At 44.0% G+C, this 19,266-nt stretch carries 15 protein-coding genes and 1 pseudogene; 5 read left to right on the top strand and 11 right to left on the bottom strand.

Translation table 11 applies throughout. The features are described from left to right. From AC1DPK_RS33080 to AC1DPK_RS33055, 6 genes are all read right to left on the bottom strand, one after another. Positions 1-2,079: 3-keto-alpha-glucoside-1,2-lyase-like domain-containing protein (locus AC1DPK_RS33080; RefSeq protein ID WP_477512909.1), on the bottom strand; the 2,079-nt coding region annotated here is incomplete at its 3' end. A gap of 88 nt (positions 2,080-2,167) precedes the next feature. Continuing rightward, entirely contained in the window at positions 2,168-2,764 is a 597-nt protein-coding gene (locus tag AC1DPK_RS33075; RefSeq protein ID WP_477512908.1) for a TlpA family protein disulfide reductase, read from the bottom strand. Then, complete coding sequence (locus AC1DPK_RS33070; protein ID WP_477512907.1) at positions 2,761-3,774, bottom strand: S-layer homology domain-containing protein; 1,014 nt, start codon at positions 3,772-3,774, stop codon at positions 2,761-2,763. The genes AC1DPK_RS33075 and AC1DPK_RS33070 overlap by 4 nt, the downstream gene beginning before the upstream one ends. 215 nt (positions 3,775-3,989) lie before the next feature. Then, positions 3,990-4,262 carry a DUF6171 family protein gene (locus AC1DPK_RS33065; RefSeq protein ID WP_441881577.1) on the bottom strand — a complete coding sequence of 91 codons (273 nt, stop codon included), beginning with the start codon at positions 4,260-4,262 and terminating at the stop codon, positions 3,990-3,992. 14 nt (positions 4,263-4,276) lie between these two features. After that, complete coding sequence (locus tag AC1DPK_RS33060) at positions 4,277-5,770, bottom strand: alpha-N-arabinofuranosidase (protein WP_477512906.1); 1,494 nt, start codon at positions 5,768-5,770, stop codon at positions 4,277-4,279. 181 nt (positions 5,771-5,951) lie between these two features. After that, the gene (locus AC1DPK_RS33055) at positions 5,952-6,740 is read right to left on the bottom strand and encodes an alpha/beta hydrolase (protein WP_076266708.1); all 789 of its coding nucleotides are present in this window, start codon (positions 6,738-6,740) and stop codon (positions 5,952-5,954) included. A gap of 243 nt (positions 6,741-6,983) precedes the next feature. Between AC1DPK_RS33055 and AC1DPK_RS33050 the strand changes: the two genes are divergently transcribed. After that, entirely contained in the window at positions 6,984-7,964 is a 981-nt protein-coding gene (locus AC1DPK_RS33050; RefSeq protein WP_477512905.1) for an aldo/keto reductase, read from the top strand. Between the two features lie 165 nt (positions 7,965-8,129). After that, positions 8,130-8,615: a C40 family peptidase gene (locus AC1DPK_RS33045; protein ID WP_076266706.1), complete on the top strand. Its 486-nt coding sequence runs from the start codon at positions 8,130-8,132 to the stop codon at positions 8,613-8,615. 210 nt (positions 8,616-8,825) lie between these two features. On the opposite strand, the gene AC1DPK_RS33040 is transcribed toward AC1DPK_RS33045, so the two are convergent. After that, a complete protein-coding gene (locus tag AC1DPK_RS33040; RefSeq protein ID WP_477512904.1) occupies positions 8,826-13,397 on the bottom strand; it encodes a LamG-like jellyroll fold domain-containing protein in 4,572 nt (1,523 codons plus the stop codon). Positions 13,398-13,783: 386 nt separating this feature from the next. Then, positions 13,784-14,425, bottom strand: coding sequence for an ATP-dependent DNA ligase (locus AC1DPK_RS33035; RefSeq protein WP_441881595.1), 642 nt, complete (start codon positions 14,423-14,425; stop codon positions 13,784-13,786). A 133-nt stretch (positions 14,426-14,558) separates the two neighbouring features. Here AC1DPK_RS33035 and AC1DPK_RS33030 point away from each other — a divergent pair, with 133 nt between their 5' ends. Further along, positions 14,559-14,768, top strand: coding sequence for an alpha/beta-type small acid-soluble spore protein (locus AC1DPK_RS33030; protein WP_076266703.1), 210 nt, complete (start codon positions 14,559-14,561; stop codon positions 14,766-14,768). 204 nt (positions 14,769-14,972) lie between these two features. Further along, positions 14,973-16,163 (top strand): enoyl-ACP reductase FabV, encoded by a 1,191-nt coding sequence (fabV, locus tag AC1DPK_RS33025; protein WP_477512903.1) that lies wholly within the window; start codon positions 14,973-14,975, stop codon positions 16,161-16,163. A gap of 33 nt (positions 16,164-16,196) precedes the next feature. On the opposite strand, the pseudogene AC1DPK_RS33020 reads toward fabV, so the two are convergent. Together AC1DPK_RS33020 and AC1DPK_RS33015 are read right to left on the bottom strand one after the other, a co-directional pair. Then, positions 16,197-16,388 (bottom strand): annotated as a pseudogene (locus AC1DPK_RS33020) (hypothetical protein); the annotation flags it as partial. Positions 16,389-16,513: 125 nt separating this feature from the next. Then, entirely contained in the window at positions 16,514-16,714 is a 201-nt protein-coding gene (locus tag AC1DPK_RS33015) for a cold-shock protein (protein WP_054024035.1), read from the bottom strand. Positions 16,715-16,993: 279 nt separating this feature from the next. Between AC1DPK_RS33015 and AC1DPK_RS33010 the strand changes: the two genes are divergently transcribed. Next, the gene (locus AC1DPK_RS33010; RefSeq protein ID WP_477512902.1) at positions 16,994-17,758 is read left to right on the top strand and encodes a CAP domain-containing protein; all 765 of its coding nucleotides are present in this window, start codon (positions 16,994-16,996) and stop codon (positions 17,756-17,758) included. A gap of 86 nt (positions 17,759-17,844) precedes the next feature. On the opposite strand, the gene hisC is transcribed toward AC1DPK_RS33010, so the two are convergent. Beyond that, on the bottom strand, positions 17,845-18,954 hold the full coding sequence (hisC, locus tag AC1DPK_RS33005) for a histidinol-phosphate transaminase (protein ID WP_477512901.1): 1,110 nt from the start codon (positions 18,952-18,954) through the stop codon (positions 17,845-17,847). Positions 18,955-19,266 lie beyond the last annotated feature (312 nt).

Raw genomic sequence — 19,266 nt, 5'->3', positions numbered from 1 at the left:
CTCCACAATGGCACAAAGCTCAACCCCTTGCGTTGAAGCTAACCCTGCGAGCATCTCTGTTCCTGAATTCATGCCGGTAATTTGATTGTGTGATTGATTCAGATGCTCTACGCCTGCTTGAAATGCAAGCTTATCTGCTTCATTGTTCGATAGTTGATAATAAATAGAGGGGGTTTTAATCGATTGATTGACGTTGACTGTATGCTGCGAGTAAAAGTTATCAGGATTAATCTTAGCGGCTGTTAAAAAATGGTCGTTCGTAAAAATATCAGTCTCATCACCGCCTTGCTTATGCAGCTTCTCAGCGAGCTGCAGCAGAAACTCATCTCCTGTACGGTTGTACAGCCAGAGCACGACATTCATATTGTCGCCGCTGCGGATTTGTYCCCAATCCTTAAGCGGACGCTGGTCTAGATTGTTCAGCTGGTAATGAAAATAATTCGTAAGAAAGGAGATCGCTCGCTTATCATTTGTCGCCTCGTAATAATCCTTGAGCACATAAATAGCAACCATGCGCGGCCACCAATCATTGTCGCTGGCAGGACCGAAGAAGCCGTCATCACGCTGGCTATTCAACATCCAATTGACCCATTTTTGCGATTTTGCAATCAGCTCCGGATCGTCAAGCGTATAAGCGAGCGCGACCAATCCCTTCACATAATAGATAGGGCGTTCCCAGTTCGATTCTGGCGCTGTTCCACCCAGCCACTCCGAATTTGTGCTGAGCTCTCCGTATAAATCCTCTGCGTAGCCGGTTGCACCATCCTTCATTAGCTCTAATTGCTTAAGCAGCCAACCATCAGCTTTGACCGATCCAAGCGGAAGCGGCACAAACGGTGTTTGTACAAGCGGATCTTTATTTTTGACCAGCTCTTGGAACGACTCCGCCGGTACGGCATAGTCTGTTGCAATAAAATTGTCAAATAGCGGCTCAGACTCATCCGCCCATACCCCAATGCCGCCTGAGGTAAACTTTTGTTCACTGTCATCGGTGTATTCCAGAATGGAATTATGCATATCGTCCACATATATTTTGATGCCATTCCCATAGGTTACAACCTTCAATTGATAAAACTTGTTCGCAGTGACCGTATCCAGCGCCTTAACGACTTTAAGATCGGTCCACTTATCCGTTAGCCGGCGAAGAACCAAGTTTCCATCATTTCGCAGTCCTGCAAAATAACCTTGGGGCACCTTTCCCTCACCGCTTAGCTTAGTTCGAAACAAAAGTCCTGCCGTACCCGCAGCTAGCGGCAGCTTAATATCGGTCTCCACTGTAAAATCGGTGAACACCGTATCTTTTACGAGCAAAGCCTGATTTGCGCCGGCGTTTACGGTTATCCCGCCCGATTGCAATTTCCACTCGCCTTGAGCAGCATGCCAACTCGGCAATGTGAGCCCATCCGCTGGGGCATCAAATGAATCCGTAAATGCGAGCTCCCCCTTATCATTTGAAAGTTTGAGATTGTCATAGGTCGGCTGGGATTGGTAAAGCCTTACGCCGACCTGACCTTTCGTATAGGTCGTATCCGATTGTTCCAATACCAGCTTATCATCGACATAAAACTTAATTTGCGATCCGGCAACGCTAACTTTAAAGTGATAAACTACATTAGGATTAATCGCTATCGAAGTCCGCTTCAACTCAGTCCATTTGTTGTCCATACGGCCTAGAAATACGCTGCCCGTTCCTTGCGCGGAAATGCCTGCGTAATAACCTTTCACATTGTCCGCCCCTGGCGCTGCGCTAACCGTTCGGAAAAGCAATCCCGCATCACCGTTTCGACTGGCAAGGCTTATATCTGCCTCAATGGTGCCATCTTGTATTTCGGTTTGCTTAACCAAAGCTTTAGATCCCGATCCGCTTTCTCCGGTCATTTTGCCATTTGCCGTTGACCAAATTCCATCGATGACCGTCCAATTTTCATTAATTATGGAACGATTGAAATGATCCTCGAAAAAAACCGGCTCTGCTCCAGTCGCAGCTTCTACATGAACTGCTGGCAAAAAAATGCTTACATACATTGAAAAAATGAGCGGTAAAACAATCATTGATTTCAGCCTGGCACTGAACCGCATCCAGCTTCACTCCTCAATCATAGTTCTTGCAATCGCAAGCTCATGCTAAGCTTGCGTTTCAATTCAGCTGCTAGCAGATGATGCAAGCTCACCTCCCCTCCGTTAACATTTCCAGCTTGCTCTCAAACTCCATCGGATCTATCAAATGAAACGTATCCAGTACCGTGCCGTCCGTATCGATAATAAATGTTGTTGGCAGCGCATGCAGCTCGTATAAGTAAGAGGCACGTTTATTGGCATCCAGTAAATTCGTAAACCGCCATTCATTTTCCTCGATGAACGTTTCAATTGCGCTTGCTTGTTTTTCTTCTGATGATAGATTCACGCCATAGAAATCGACCTTATCTTCGTATTTCTCATGCAGCTTCTTTAAGGTGGGAGCTTCAACACTGCATGCCTCGCACCAACTCGCCCAAAACTGCAATACAATCGGTTTATCTTCTGCACCCGCTACGGTGTGGGTTGTTCCGTTCAGATCCTTGAGCGTAAAGGCAGGCGCCTTCACTCCTGAAGTCGCTTTGCGGTGCAAAGCAGCTTCCTGATTCACGCTTAATACGCTCTCCAGCGCGGATGCATCCAGCTTATCGCCTGCATTGCCGCTCGTTTGATCCGAATTTAATATGAAAAACAAACCCAATACCGTAGCTGACAAAAAAACGGAAATCACTAGAATCGTTTTTTTCATTGCTTTGAGTCAATCAAAGCAAGCAAGAGAGTAACGGCTTCAGCCCGAGTCGCATTAGCGCTTGGTGCAAACTTATTTTCGCCTCTGCCTTTGATGATGCCCGCTTCAGCAGCCATCGCTACAGAAGGCTCCGCCCAAGCTGGAATTTGGCTCCGATCTGCAAACGACGATTTTTTCGCCTGATCAACCTTCCATTCGAGCGCTCTAACGACCATTACCGCAATCTCCGCGCGATTAATTGGCTTGCTAGGGCGGAATGTATTGTCCTCGTACCCTGTTATAATGCCAGCTTTTACTGCAGTTCCAACGAAAGCGGAAGCCCAGCTTGGTATGCTGCCTGCATCTTTAAACGATATATCTGCTGCAAGATCAGCCTTCAAATCTAGTGCTCGGACGAGCATCGCTGCAAATTCCGCTCGGGTAACCTGTGCATTTGGTTTAAAGGTTCCGTCCGTATAACCATTAACAAAACCTAGCTGAACAGCCCGCTCAATGGATGCGATTGCCCAGTGTCCCGTAATATCTTTGAATGACGCCGCTGAATTTCCAAGGTTAGCGGTAAGCTTCACATTAGGCTTCAGATTACTGGAATCGAGGGTGCTTTTTACAAGCTTCGCATCCGTGAGCTTTACCTCGGTATCTCCATTTCCTATTGGCTCGAATAGAAAGCTGGATAATACGCTTTTACCATTCTCGCCTGCTTTGTTCCCTATCTTCGTCGCAGCAAACACAATTTGATTGCCTTCGACGATCGGCGATATCGAGAATCCTGCAATGCTGCTGCTGGCACTTTTAAAACGAAGCTTCTTTGCATCAAATGACAGCTTTACCTCATAAGCGTACATATCGGTTAGCTTATCCGCAGTAACGACGATTTTAATATCTTTATCCGATTTCTCCTGGGTAAGTGCGAACACCGGCGTATCCGCTGCAAACGCAAAGCTTGGGAGTGCCATAGCAAGCAATAAAACGATCAAACCAGCCGTCATAAAACGCTTACATTTCTTCAATGAAATCGTCCCTTTCATCTACATAGAATAGTAATGAGAGATGTGCATAACCATTTAGCAATCCAATCGATAGTTTTATTGTACAAAGATGAATTTGGAATGTATTTGCAATATCAGGTTAAAAGTTATGAATTTCCGCCGTTCCTTTTTAAAAATAAATAGAGCTGCTCTCTATATAGACAGAGAGCAGCTCTAAGATCCTTATTCATATATTTTCATGCATATTTCGACCAGCGGCTATCCCCAGGATTCGGACAAGCACGTTCTTTATATTTGGCGGCAATACGTACGAAACACCCGCATACGATACATGTCGTACCATATTGAAACTTCGGGCAGTTTCTACATTGCTTTAAGCGCTGCTCGTACACATCATCCGGCACGCTAATTTCGGACTGGAACATCGGCGCCGCCAAAATCCGATCGATCTGCTCATCAGTGACAAGGTAATCATCACGACAGCCTTTGCACGCATTTTTGCTGCTCATTGCTGGTGGTATCCCTATTCCGAGATCAGCTCTAGCACCGTTACCGACATTGGCGAGAGCTTCGCGCTAATTTTTGACCCATTAACAGTGAAAGCTTGAAATGCGGTTGGCGCAACAGCTTCCGGATTTTCAAACGTGTTGTGCGCGTCCTTAGCGGAAGCTGAAAGCTCTGTACCCGAAACCTTAAGCCCTGCACCTGCTAGGCCGCGAAGATCAATCTCCACATCCGCTCCGGACTGATTGTCCAAATTACACAAGCTTACATGGATGCGGCCACTCGCGTCCTTTGAAGCAGATACGGATACTTGCGGAATCTTCTGGTCATTGTGCGCATAATCCTGACTGTCAATTGACGTGGTAAGAAGCGTTGCATCCTGATGCACCTTATACATATCAAAAACGTGATACGTTGGCGTCAGCACCATTTTCTCTCCCTCAGTCAAAATGACCGATTGCAGCACATTGATCACCTGAGCAATGTTAGCCATTTGTACCCGGTCACAATGATCGTGGAAGATATGAAGCGTAATTCCAGCAACCAGCGCATCACGAATCGTGTTTTGCTGATACAGGAACCCTGGATTTGTACCCGGCTCCACATCGTACCACGTACCCCATTCATCAACAATAAGGCCAACTCGCTTCTTCGGATCATAACGATCCATAATAGCCGAATGACGTGTAATCAGCTCGTCCATATAAAATGTTTTCTTCAATGTACCGTACCATTCATCCTCGGAGAAACCTGTTGCTGGACCTTTTTGTGTCCAAAACTCCCCTGGAATGGTGTAATAATGCAGCGATATCGCATCCATCATCCCATGTGCTTCCCGCATGACAACGTCCATCCAGYGGTAATCATCTACGTTTGGACCGCAAGCGATCTTATGGATTTTGTTATCGCCATAATTGCGCACATAGGTTTGATATCTGCGATACAGATCTGCATAATATTCAGGACGCATGTTGCCGCCGCAGCCCCAGTTCTCGTTGCCGACGCCAAAATATTTCACGTTCCACGGCTTTTCCCTGCCGTTTTCTGTACGCAATTCTGCCATTGGCGATACGCCGTCAAAYGTCATGTACTCTACCCACTCCGACATTTCCTGAACGGTGCCGCTGCCCACGTTGCCTGAGATATAAGGCTCGCATTCCAGCATTTCACACAGCATCAAAAACTCATGCGTGCCAAAATGATTGTTCTCAACAACACCGCCCCAGTGGGTGTTGATCATCCGCTTGCGCGACTCGCGCGGTCCAATGCCATCCTTCCAATGATATTCGTCCGCGAAGCAGCCGCCCGGCCAACGAAGAACTGGAATTTTCAGCTGCTTAAGCGCTGCGACTACATCATTGCGAATCCCGTTTGTGTTCGGAATAGGAGAATCCTCGCCTACCCATATCCCTTCATAAATACAACGTCCCAAATGCTCAGAGAAATGTCCATAAATATTGCGATTAATCGTACCTGCAGCCAAATCAGCGTTAATGGTTATACGGTTTGCCAAATAAATCGACCTCGCTTCAATATAATAGAATAAATAGACTTTGATAAATAGTTGGATTAATACATTTATTCATCCATATACTCATACATTAATCCTAACCAAATCATAATGGTAGCGGATACATTTTGCAACCCTTCGAATAAAAAAAAGCTACCAGCCTCTCGGCATGATAGCTTCCTTCTTATTCGTTTTGTTTTGGCAGCCATTCTAAGAACTGCTGGATATGCGTGTCCCAATAGCTCCATTCATGATTGCCTGGACCTTCAACATAAGTTAAAGGATAATTCGCCTGCTCGCTCGCATTACGGAAGGCGATATTATCATTGTATAGAAAATCCTCCGTACCACAGCACTGATAGAGCAGAGGCTTAGCCGCCGAATCCAGCTTGGCACTCCCCGCTACAAGATGCAGCAAATCATCATCCGTGCCTTTAATTTCTTTATCACCATATATGAGATGAAACAGACGCTTCAGATCAGTCATTTCGCTCCGTTTCACCATATCCGCCATATCCAGCGCACCGGATAAGCTGCCAGCTGCGGCAAAACGATCCGGATGCCTTAATGCCCATTTGAATGCTCCATAACCGCCCATCGATAAGCCAGCGACAAAATTATCTTCACGGGCATCAGATAGAGGGAAGAAAGAACGAGCAACGGCCGGAAGCTCTTCGGTTAGAAACGTCCAATATTTATTGCCATATGCCATATCCGTATAAAAGCTTTGATGCACATTCGGCATGACAACCGCAAAACCCTGCTCGGCTACATAACGTTCGATAGAAGTTCTGCGCATCCAAATGGTATCATCATCAGACAAGCCATGCAGTAAATATAACGTTTTATGAAGCTTCTGACTGCTGCGATTATTCATACCAATTTGCGATGTCGTCTGCTGCGGCAAAATAACGGTCATCGATGTACTGAGGCCTAGTGCCTCAGAAAAAAAGTTGCAAGTAATGAGTGCCAAACGTTATTCCTCCTATTAATAGATATGCTTTTTTTATCAACTTACTCTAATGATCTGTAATACTAGTAATGTAGCATCTATATGAAGCGCTTGCAATCTATCATATGAAACGGCGATGCTTTCATGTCCTATACGCCCTAAGGTTAGTTAGTGAACTTTTTTTCAGTGCTTATATGTACAGAAATAGAAAGGTATAATAGAAATCGTCACAGAGTGAATATAAATTTTGGAGGTTGATTACGAATGAAAATGATGCCATTAGAGCGTCGTGGAATATCCGACAGCCGTCTCGTGTTAGGCTGTATGGGTTTTGGCGGAAGCTGGGATCTTGCAGACCCGATTACCCCTGATCATATCAAGCAAGCAGAGGAAGCGATAGAAGCCGCGCTATCAATCGGCATTACAATGTATGATCATGCGGACATTTATACAAGAGGCAAAGCAGAATCCGTATTCGGTCAAATTCTTAAACAGCAGCCCAAGCTTCGCGAGCAGCTCGTCATTCAATCCAAAGTAGGCATTCAGCTCTCGGATGGCATTTTACCTGGTCGCTTCAATTTCTCGCAAGAGCATATATTATCGTCTGTTGATGGCATATTGGAGAGGCTTGGCACAGAATACTTAGATGTTTTGCTGCTTCATCGTCCTGATCCGCTTATGGAGCCGGATGAAATTGCAGAAGCTTTTACGAAGCTGAAATTATCCGGCAAGGTTCGCAACTTTGGCGTATCCAATATGAGCCCGGGACAAATTCGTTTCCTGCAGCGCTCGCTGCCTGATCCTATTGTCGTAAATCAGCTGGAGATGAGTCTGCTTCGTCATGATTTCATCGATCAAGGTGTGCATGTCAACCAAAAGGCAGGTTTAAAAGACAACTTTGCTGAAGGTCTTATGGAATTGATGCAAATGGAAAATATACAAATTCAAGCATGGGGGCCACTCGCACAGGGGAAATTTTCTGGAAGAGTATCCGAGAACGCAACGGAGTCAGAATTGAAAACAGCTGCTCTCGTACAACAAATAGCTGATGAAAATGAAACGACACCGGAAGCCATCGTACTGGCTTGGTTAATGAAGCATCCCGCTCGTATTCAGCCTGTAATCGGCACTGTTAATCCTAAGCGGATAGCAGCCTGCAAGGATGCGGTGAAGCAATCGGAACTTATGACGAGAGAACAATGGTACACGCTTCTAGTAAGCGCAAGAGGCATAAATATGCCTTAATTCGCGGGAATACGCGGATTATTAATATTTTTTCATTTAATTCTCATAATCGCTCATAATCCTTATTATACCTGCCCTTTTGTTCTCATGAGTGAAAATAGCCCTTTTGCGGATGTGTTATAGTCATAATACATAAAACGAAACGCGGAGGGACAACCTGACAGCATGAGAAAATTACACCTACTGAAATCGATTGCCAAAGCAGGCATTTGCAGCGCTATCGTCATATCGGCATTCACAATCGGAACTTTTGCTCCAAAGGCACATGCAGCTACACCTGAAACACTTAATCTTGTTTCTACAGGAAAAGAATTTATCGGCACTCCATATAAATTCGGTGCACCGGCAGGCGTTACATACGCTTTTGACTGTTCATCTTTTACTCAATTTTTGTTCAAAGGACTTGATGTTTCACTTCCACGCACATCTGTAGCACAAGCTACGGTTGGCGAGAAGGTTCCTAAGGGTTCACTCAGCATGGGCGATCTTGTTTTCTTTAAAACGAATGGCAAGACAATCAGCCATGTCGCTATTTATGCAGGCAACAACAAAATTATCCACAGCGCTACAAGCACTGGTGTTACCGTGTCGGACATGACCTCCAGCTACTGGTCCAAAAGTTATGTTACAGCAAGACGCGTCACAAATTAATTTTATAATATAGAACTTGGCTGTTATCGCCCTTTGCGATAGCAGCTTTTTTTCTGTTTATCGTGAATCAATCGCTAGCTTCTATAACATTCTTAACCATATATACGGGATATGAAACAATAAAATTATATTCTTTCTATTATGGATGAAATGAATAAAAAATAGACATGCAGTACCTTCATTAGGTCTGCATGTCTATTTCATTATTTTTTAACGGCTGCCGAGTGCACATTCAGCAGCTATTTGCTCTGCCGTCAGCGCTTTACTATAAATTTTCAACTCATCTACTGCGCCTTTAAACGGAGTATCCCAATAGTTTACCCCCACGCCAAACACACCGCTATTATTAGTAAACACATTAGGGAAGCCGGAGCCTGTAAACTTTTCCATGCCATTAATATATACCTTGGCTATGCCGTTATTAACGGTAAATGCAATATGCGTCCATTCTCCAATGTTGATTTTCAGCCCTGTACTCGCATCATACCAAGCAGTGCCAGACCAAAGCATCGTGTCGCTGTTGACTGGGCCTCTTGGCACGAAGCTGATCCAGCTTTCATTCGTTCTTGATCCAAAAAATGCTGTCGCAAAGTTGGTCGCCTCCGCTGGATTAAGCCACATGGAAACCGAATAAACATGGCTTTCAATTATTCCGTCTGGCAGACGAATGCCTGAAGCGCCGTCTAATACAGCCGCTGACCCCAAGATGCCTGTACCAAACGTAATGCTGCCTCCCGTATTATCTACTCTGTTGCCTGTAATCGTACCCGCAGATACACGCCCTAATGAATCCATTAGATTCGAGTCAAAAGCATAATAAGCATTTTCACCATCCGTTACATGTACAATATAGGTGGCTGTTTTATGTCCGGCATCATCAGCTGTTGCAGTTATTGTAGTTGTTCCGAGTGCAACTGCTGTTACTTGCCCTGTAGCTGCATTCACGATAGCGATGCTGGAATCGGCTGAAGACCAAGTAATCGACTTATTAGCTGCATTCACTGGTAAAACATTGACTTCAGGCAAATAAGTTGTGCCAATCGCTAGCGACTTCTCCGCAGCATCAAGCTGAATTTGTGCAACTAGAACAGAGGCATCCGGCTCTCCAAAAGCCAACCACCCTATTTTCTCTGCATGTAAAGCCACATCGTAAATACGAACCTCATCGATGAGACCTTTATAAGGGGTGTCCCAATAATTGACCCCTAGTGCAAACAAACCGTGCTTGTCTGTAAACACATTTGGCATTCCTGTACCGGAATATTTCTTAATCCCGTTGATGAATATTTGTGTCTCGCCGTTTTTCACTGTAAATGCAATATGTGTCCACTCATTCAGCTTGATTTGGATACCTGTAGATGCATCATACCAAGCTTCACCTGACCACAGCATCGTATTATTTTTCGCAAAATCATGCCCTCTTGGCATAAAGCTGATCCAGCTTTGCGGCGTTTGTGCACCGAAGAAAGCTGGAGCAATGTTTGCTGCCTCGGCAGGGTTCAGCCACATCGATACGGTATATTCATTTGTTGAAATTAAGCCCTCCGGCAAAAGAACACCTGACGCGCCGTTAAAGCTAGCTGCCTTTCCTTTGCCCGTCGTTCCATCTACAAACGAAATTTCTCCGCCTGTACGATCAATTCGGTCGCCCGTGATCGTTCCTGCCGCCATTATGCCCGTCATCTCTTCAAGATTATTCTCAAAATTGTACTGAGCAACTAATCCATCGGCTAGCGGACTTTCATTATGCTGTTGAACTATAAGTGTGAACGTTTTGGATGCGGTTGCGCTGCCTAACGTTATCGTTGCTGTTAATTGCACCGCTGCATCGCCGGAACCTGCGCTAGGCCTTGTTACAGCCCCACTTGCCGTTACGACTGATACATTCGAAGACTCCCATGTAATCGGCCAATGGTTTGCAGCTTTCACAGGAAGGCTGACATCATTATATATGCGGCTTGTATCGCCTAGCGTTAACCTATTAACTGCATTCGCAGCGAGTTCTTGATCAGTTAACGCTGCCAATTGACTTCCCCAAACAGCAGCGCCTTTGCCTGACAAAGCGCTAAAAGCCAAGATGTATACATTCGAAGTAGGGTCCCATTGGCGAATGAATATCCCTTTGTATGTCGTCTGAACAGGAACGTCATTTACAAGCTCATCAACTTTCAGGTTCGCATAATAGTCGCCATCTAGTTCCCAAGTTCCGGTCACAGCCCCTGTAATTTTGCCGTCCTGCTCCAGCTTAATGTAAACAGAAGGTTTAATCTCCTTCGTAATCTCTTTGCCGTGGTTAATATAATGATAAGCGCCAACGACATCGCTTTCGGAAATTTTGCCAATCGTCTCACCCGTGTAACGATGTGGAGCGACCACTGGCCAGCCATCTTCGTTCATAAACATCTGATGCACACGAACCTCATGGCCTTCCCCGCGGTAAGGGAACCGACTGTGAAAGATGTTGAACAGCTTACCATTTGATTCATCGTAGTAAGTCGAGTTATGGCCTGCAGATACATAACCATAGGTAGGGAAGTTCGCTTGTCCATTTAAGTTGCTGAAAATAAAATTACCAAAGCTCTTCACGCCATACGGTTCAATTGCCGCATCTTTAAAGAATGAACCCTCTGGACCGTGRGCCTGAATCATATCCTGACCTTCATAATCCACATAAGGTCCATCCGGCTTTAAGGAACGAGATATTCTCATATTGTAGCCGCCAACCGAATCTAATCCTCCAAATGTCACAAATAAATAATAGTAGCCGCTATTCGGATGATATTGGATGTAAGGCGCTTCAATACGGCTGTGATTTTGACCCATCAATCGTTTGCCATAACCTTGATTTTCTAATGGAAAACCGGTTTCGGCATTCATCTCTAAAATAAAAATTCCGCCTGAGTATGAGCCATAAACCATCCATAATCGGCCATCCTTATCAAAAAACGTATCGGGATCAACAGCATTCGGATGTTTTGTACCGTCATAAGCCGTACCTTCAGCGCTTATTCCTTTGCCTGATTTCAGGAAGATGCCTTTATTCACATATGGCCCTTCGATATTATCCGCAACTGCAACCCCGAGTGCTGAGAGCGGTTGATCTCCTTTGCATGCATTGTAATACATGTAAAACTTGCCATCTGCAAGCTGAATGACATCAGCAGCCCATAGCGTATCCGTTTCTGCCCAGCCGAGCGCCTCAGCCAATTCCTTTTTCACATTGCTTTCAGCACTCTTGAACAGTTTATTCGTTTCCGTCACGCCTGAATCAATTAACGACCAGCTCATGAGATCATTCGATTTGGCAGCCGCCAAATGCGAGCCAAATACGTAATACGTTTCGTCAACTTTAATAACGGATGGATCGTGAACCGATACATTTTCAAAAGTTGGCGTCGGCGTCGGTGTCGAAGTAGGAGTTGTTGTTGGCGCAGGAGTTGTTGTTGGCACAGGTGTTTCATTTCCACCACCATTACCACCAGCAGCAGAAATCGTTGCTGCCTCTCGCTCAAGCTTAGCCTCATTCTCACTATTGCTTGTCACTTTGCCTTTGCCTGTAACTTTGAGCTTACCGTCAAACAGAATGATAATCTCTTTAATTTCCGCGGCCTCATTCACATGCAAGGCTGCTTTTTGCTCCACTATCATTTTACTTATGATGCCTTTCAGTAATTTAATAGCAGGTAAAGATAATGCAGAAATCTCAACCATATCGAAGTTTCCGTCCAGCTCAATGGTTGCATCCGCTGCTGTATCCTTCTCAATCAATACATTTTTGAAGCCATCACCTGTTAAATCGGCTGCCTCTTCAAGCTTAACGCCTGAAATGGTGAATACTTGACCAACGGTTGTTGTTCCTTGGGTTACCATTCGCAGCTTGCCATTCTTTTTATCAACAAAAATTTGCGCGATATCCGAATCCTTTATTTTAATGCTGTTTTGGCCTCCTCCAAATACCTTCACTACTCCTTTTACTTTGACATTGTCGAGTATGACATCCCCTTCGGCGATGCCTTCGGTTAAATATAAATTTCCTTCAATAGTTGTATTTTTTAACGTAATATTCGCTGTATTAATGATTATGTTTTTGCTTGTAACATCCGCATATGTGCCCGCTTGATTCAATATCTCTCCAGAAATATTGTTTATTAGCCGCAGCGCCTCAGCTCTTGTAATCTTGTTATTTGGTTTAAATGTTTGATCTTTATACCCTGTTGCGTATCCTTCCATAACGAGCGCGTTCACGGCTTCCTTACTCCATGAAGGCAATGAGCCTAGATCCGTAAGAGCGCTTTCATTTTTGGCCGCACTACTCAATCGAAATACTCTAACTAAGATAACGGCAGCCTCTTGACGTGAAATGGAATCGCCCGGACGGATCGTTCCGTCGCTGTAACCGGAAATATATCCTGCCGCATCCGCCTTCTTCATTTCACTGTAAAAAGAACTCGATGCAGATACATCAGAGAAAACAATCTCTTCCTCATCAACAAAACGAAACACCCGATTCATCAGAGTCATAAATTCCACTCGACTAATCGCTTGATCTGGCTTAAAATTCCCATCTCCATAACCCTGGATAAGCTGTTTCTCGTACCAGGCTGTAAAATCCTTTTCCGCCCAGTGGCCTTTCACATCGGATTTGATTTTGCTTTGGTTTGCACGATCCAAGGTACTCTGAACGGGTACTGTATTACCTTCAGCAGCCACAATTAATGGTGCAGGTACAAGTAATAAACAAACAAGAACCAATGCAATCCGTTTGCTAAAATATTTGAGCATCGCATAACTCCCCTTTCGATTGAAAATCATGTTTCATTCATCATGATGGCAACATCAGTAAATCGAACGATATGCTCCCATTCACCTCACATTCCCTATTCCTGCATAACCTTTAACCAACGAATAACAATTAAACTAATCGATTACTAATTTTGTTAACGTTTACATTGTAACGACAAACGCTGTAAATCGTCAATAGAAAATATATAAAAGATATAAGTTAGTTCCACTCCCACTCCCCTTCTAGTACGGCAGTATTCCATTCCTTCGTTTTAGAAATAAACGCAAAAAAAATGCCATCAGCTTTTGCCGACAGCATTCATCTCACTCACTATAAAATCATTTACGCATATTCGTTGTTATTAATAAAAATATTAATAATACCTTTACTCAGCAATTGAGGTTTTTTTCTGATTTGAAGCCATCGATAACGATTTATAATTATCATTTATCACCTTTAGCCAGCTCTCCTGACGACCCTCAGCGTAGATGCTATCCTTGCGCTTGCAGGCAATGCCCTCCAAATCCGATCTTCTTACAAGATCAAAAATAGCTGCACCCTCTCGCTCCACGTACAGCATCTTTTTGAAATAGGCATTATCCTCCAAAATATATTCCAGCAGCCGCTTTCGCTCAAGCAGCGGTTTCTGCCTTAAATCAAGCCCGTTGTAATAAAGAATATCAAATACAAAAAACTGGACCGGCTTCATCCTTTTGGCTTCACGGATACTCGGCTCCTTCTTCAGCCTGTAGCGTTCCTGCAGTGACTCGAACTCAATCGCTCCTGTAAATGGGTTTACATAGGTTACCTCGCCATCTAACAGAACATCCGCAGGCTCCCTCAGCGGTACATTATGTAATTCGGGATACTGCCGCGTAACTTCATTGAAATGCCGAGTATATAAAGCAGCCTTGCTTCCTATAAAGGAGAGCTGTAGGCGGTGTCCATCCAATAGGGGTTCAAATATAAAATCATCATCATCAAAAGGTTTTTCATATTCCGTTAATAACATGGGTTCCACAAACATTACGGCGCCCCCTTTCCGTTTAACCATTTTAGCATGATTTCACTTCAAAAATAGGAGGTAAATTTAGGTGAAAGATATGAATAAACTCTCACTCGTATCCACATAATAGGTTCAAGAAGGAGGCTGAGAAAAGATGGCAAATCGTACGAATCAACTTCTTATACCGCAAGCCCGTGCAGCTCTAGAGCAGCTTAAATATGAAGTGGCCCAAGAGCTTGGCATTCAACTTCCGCAAGACGGATATTATGGCAATATGACCACTCGCGATATGGGCTCTATCGGCGGATTAATTACACGCCGGCTCGTTCAAATGGCTGAACAGCAGCTGTCAGGACGTCGTTAATTTCTACATAAATAAGCGCCAAGAATGCAGAGATGCTTTCTTGGCGCTTATTTATTTGAGAAAAAATAAGAAATTGTGCAAATAAATGCTTTTGTCACGAATGGAGAACTTCCCTTCTTCCATAAAAATCGGTAAAATGGGAGAGAGTTGTCCCGTTACATAACGCATACAAACAAATTCCATTATGGAAAGGAATATTCTAATATGATTATTCAACCAAAAACTCGTGGCTTTATTTGTACGACAGCACATCCTGAGGGCTGCGCACAACAAGTACAGCGTCAAATCGATTACGTAAACGCTCAACCAAGCATTGAAGGCCCGCGCAACGTGCTCGTCATTGGAGCTTCAACAGGTTATGGTCTTGCTTCACGTATCGTTTCTTCTTTCGCTGCTGGCGCTAATACAATTGGCGTTTATTTTGACAAAGCTGCTGAAGGCGCACGCACAGCATCCGCTGGCTGGTACAATTCCGCTGCTTTCGAGGAAGCTGCTGCAGCTGCTGGACGCAAATCTTTCAGCATCGTTGGAGATGCTTTCTCTGATGAAATTAAAGCAAAAACAATCGACTTGATCCGTACGGAACTAGGTAAAATTGATCTTGTTGTCTACAGCGTTGCTTCCCCGCGCCGTACGCATCCAAAAACAGGCGAAACGTTCTCTTCCGTTATCAAGCCGCTTGGCGGCACGTATTCGAACAAAACCGTTAACTTCCATAACGGCGATGTAACGCAAGCTACAATCGAGCCGGCAACAGAAGACGAGCTTCGTCAAACGATTGCTGTTATGGGCGGCGAGGACTGGCAGATGTGGATTGACGAGCTTGAGAAAGCTGGAGCGCTTGCTGAAGGCGCAACTACAGTTGCTTACTCTTACATTGGACCTGAAATTACACATGCAGTTTATCGTGAAGGTACAATTGGCGCTGCTAAAAATGATCTGGAAGCTACGGCTCACCGCCTTAATGAACAGCTCAGCACAAATGGCGGTCGCGCATTCGTTTCCGTTAACAAAGCGCTCGTAACGCAATCAAGCTCCGCGATTCCAGTTGTGCCGCTTTATATTTCCGCCCTTTATAAAGTGATGAAAGAAAAAGGCATTCATGAGGGCTGCATTGAGCAAATGTATCGTTTATTCTCAGAACGTCTATACGGTAAAGGTGAAACGCTGGTTGATGAAAAAGGCCTTATCCGCGTTGATGATTGGGAGATGAGACCAGAAATCCAAGCTGAGGTTGCCGATGTTTGGGCTAAGCTCTCTACAGAAAATGTTTATGATCTTTCTGATCTTGAAGGTTATCGTCGTGAATTTTTCCAGCTTTTCGGTTTCGAGACAGATGGCATCGATTATGAAGCAGACGTTAATCCAGAAGTAAACATTCCAAATCTTCGCTAATATTTCCACTGTAAAACCAATTCGAGCGTTTATTCACTCGAGTTGGTTTTTTTGTGTTTGCTGGTGCAAATACATTACTGGTATGGCCACTGCTATAAGGATCATACCCATAAAAGCGGGTGCGGCATGACCAAATGATACATAGATTTGACCTCCAATGATTGGCCCAATCATTCTGGCTAAGGCTTGAATAGATTGGCTGCCTCCTTGGATTCTCCCTTCGTCTACATACCTCTACCTTACCAAAAACAAAAACAGAGTGGTAGTCCTGCTCCCACTCCGAAAATTTATAACTTGATTAATGTATAAAAAAAACCCCTTAACCGAAGTTAAGGGGTTTTGATTTAATACTATAGTTTTACAACGTTTTCTGCTTGTGGTCCACGGTTGCCTTGAGTTACGTTGAACTCAACGCGTTGACCTTCGTCAAGTGATTTGAAACCGTCGCCTTGGATTGCGGAGAAATGTACGAATACGTCATTGCCGCCTTCTACTTCGATAAAACCGAAGCCTTTCTCTGCGTTAAACCATTTTACTGTACCTTGTTCCATAATTGATTACCTCCAAAAGTATATTAACATGTTTTTTCCAGAAAAACTAAAAATCACACATTGAAAAAGATATCATCATACAAATGACAACCTTTTCAATGAGTGAATTCAAGGTTAAATTTGTTGTTTGTATTGATAATATACCATAGGCATTTGTAATAAGCAAGTCTTCATTTTAAAAAAGATCAAATCCCTTTTTTCTCCGGGATAACAACCGCTTGGTCAGGAAATTATATATCGGGTAGCAAGCACACTATTCTAACGTTGAGGAGTATGTACATGCGGAAATTTTTCATTTTAGCTTTACTTATTTTAGCTGTAGGCTGTTCGTCAAATCCAAGGATGTCAACCAATAAGCACTCTGCTCTTGGCTACACATCAACCAAAACACCTATTATTACGTCAACGCCACACACAACCCAGGCCTCTTCAATCTCTACACCGATGATGAAGAATCCTACTGTTTCAATGAAGGGCTCGCAGTATAACAACATTCCAGATTGGCTGTTGGGCGATGGAGCAAATGGACTCGTTCATAAGTACCCTTATCCATTTCCGTCTCAATACCCTGGTCAAAACCCAGCTCAACAACCAACGACACAGAATCCAACAACTCAAAACCCGACCACTCAGAATCCAACGACTCAAAATCCAGCGGAGAAAGCTCCTTCTTCCTCTGGACAATATGAACAACAGGTGCTCCAACTGGTCAATTCTGAACGATCAAAATCAGGGTTGCCTGCACTCAGCATGGATGGCTCTTTATCCAAAATGGCTTTGGTCAAAGCACAGGATATGATTAACAACAACTACTTTGATCATAATTCACCAACTTATGGTTCTCCCTTCGACATGATGAAACAATTCAATATTACGTACAGTTCTGCTGGTGAAAATATTGCTAAAGGCCAGCCTACTCCTGATCAAGTAATGAAGGATTGGATGAACAGCCCTGGGCACCGCGCAAATATTTTGAAATCCAGTTTCACTAAAATTGGAGTAGGGTATTACCAAGGTGCATGGGTTCAAGAATTTACTGGTTAATCGCATCGATCAAAAAAAGAGCAGCCGACGAATTTCCACTCGTTGGCTGCTCTTACTAAAATCGCAGCATAATTATTTACTAAAGATTAAACCGAACCAAGTATTTCGCTTAATGCGGCAATAAACTGATCATTTTCTTCGGGCATACCTATTGAGATACGCACATGGAGCGGCAAGCCCCACGTTTTTCCGTGGCGAACGATAATCCCTTTAGCCATTAAACGCATGTAGATGGACTCCGATTCTGGCCCAAGCTCAGCAAGTACAAAGTTAGTCATACTTTGCGTATATTTGATTCCAAGCTGGTCAAATGAAGCGTACATGCGCTCACGTTCCTTGGCAACCAGTGCTTGCGAACTTAAAACATGCTCTTCATCACCGATCGCTGCAGCTGCAGCTGTCTGGGCAAGTGCATTAACATTAAACGGCTCCTTCACTTGAAGAATGCTCTGAATAATTTGCTGAGGAGCAGCCCCATAACCTACTCGAATACCTGCAAGACCGTAAATTTTCGAAAAGGTTTTTAGCACGATGAGCGGGTAGCCTGCTCTTACAAATGCCATTCCATCCGAATACAGCTCCTCCGAAACGTAGTGGCTGTAAGCTGTATCGAGCATAAGCATGATACGTTTTGGGATTGTATCGAGGATATATTTCAAATCTTTTTGAGCTACATAAGTACCTGTTGGATTATTTGGAGAACATAGATATATAATTTTGGTACGATCAGTCACTGCAGCAACAATAGCTTCTGCATCATATTGAAAAGCATCATTGAGCGGGACAACGATTGTTTTAGCTCCCATCAGCTGAGCACCAAACTCATATTCACTAAATGTAGGTCCCGGCACAATAATTTCATCACCCGCATCCAAAAAAGCTTCTGCTACAAGCGTGATGAGCTCATCTCCGCCGTTAGTAACAATGACTTGATCTGCATGGAGGTCGTAATAATCGGCAATGGTTTTCTTCAATAATTGAGACTGGTTGTCAGGATAACGATGAAGATCAGTCAAGGCGGTTTGGATGGCTTCAATCGCTTTTGGAGAAGGTCCTAATGGATTTTCATTTGAGGCCAGCTTAATTACATGCTGCAGGCCATATTCGCTCTGAACCTCCCAAATCGGTTTACCTGGCGAGTAGGGCTTCATCACTTCCAAAGCCTTTCGTGGTTTAACTTCAATTTTCTCGTTCATACATTTCACCCTTACTAAATAAAGTCAAAACCTTTATTACGATAATACATTAATCCTTTCTCGCAGTAAAGAGTTAATGCGAGATAAGATTGTCGAAATAATGACCAAATTCCCGCTCCAGCAGTATCGTATTGAACATTAAGAAAAGGAGGCACCCCTTATAGGAGGCCACTGAAGAACTTAAGGTTTTTGTGAGCCCCCAAAGCGATAAGCAAAAATGCGACACCTTCTCCTGATATTCCGGAGAAGGTGTCGCATTTTTGAGGTCTTGGCGCTGTTTGTTAGTCAGCTAATTTCAATATCCGTTTTAAG

Source organism: Paenibacillus sp. 01T424 (genome assembly GCF_056398745.1).
The sequence above is the reverse complement of the archived record's forward strand: the minus strand, read 5'-3'. Positions and strand labels throughout refer to the sequence as shown.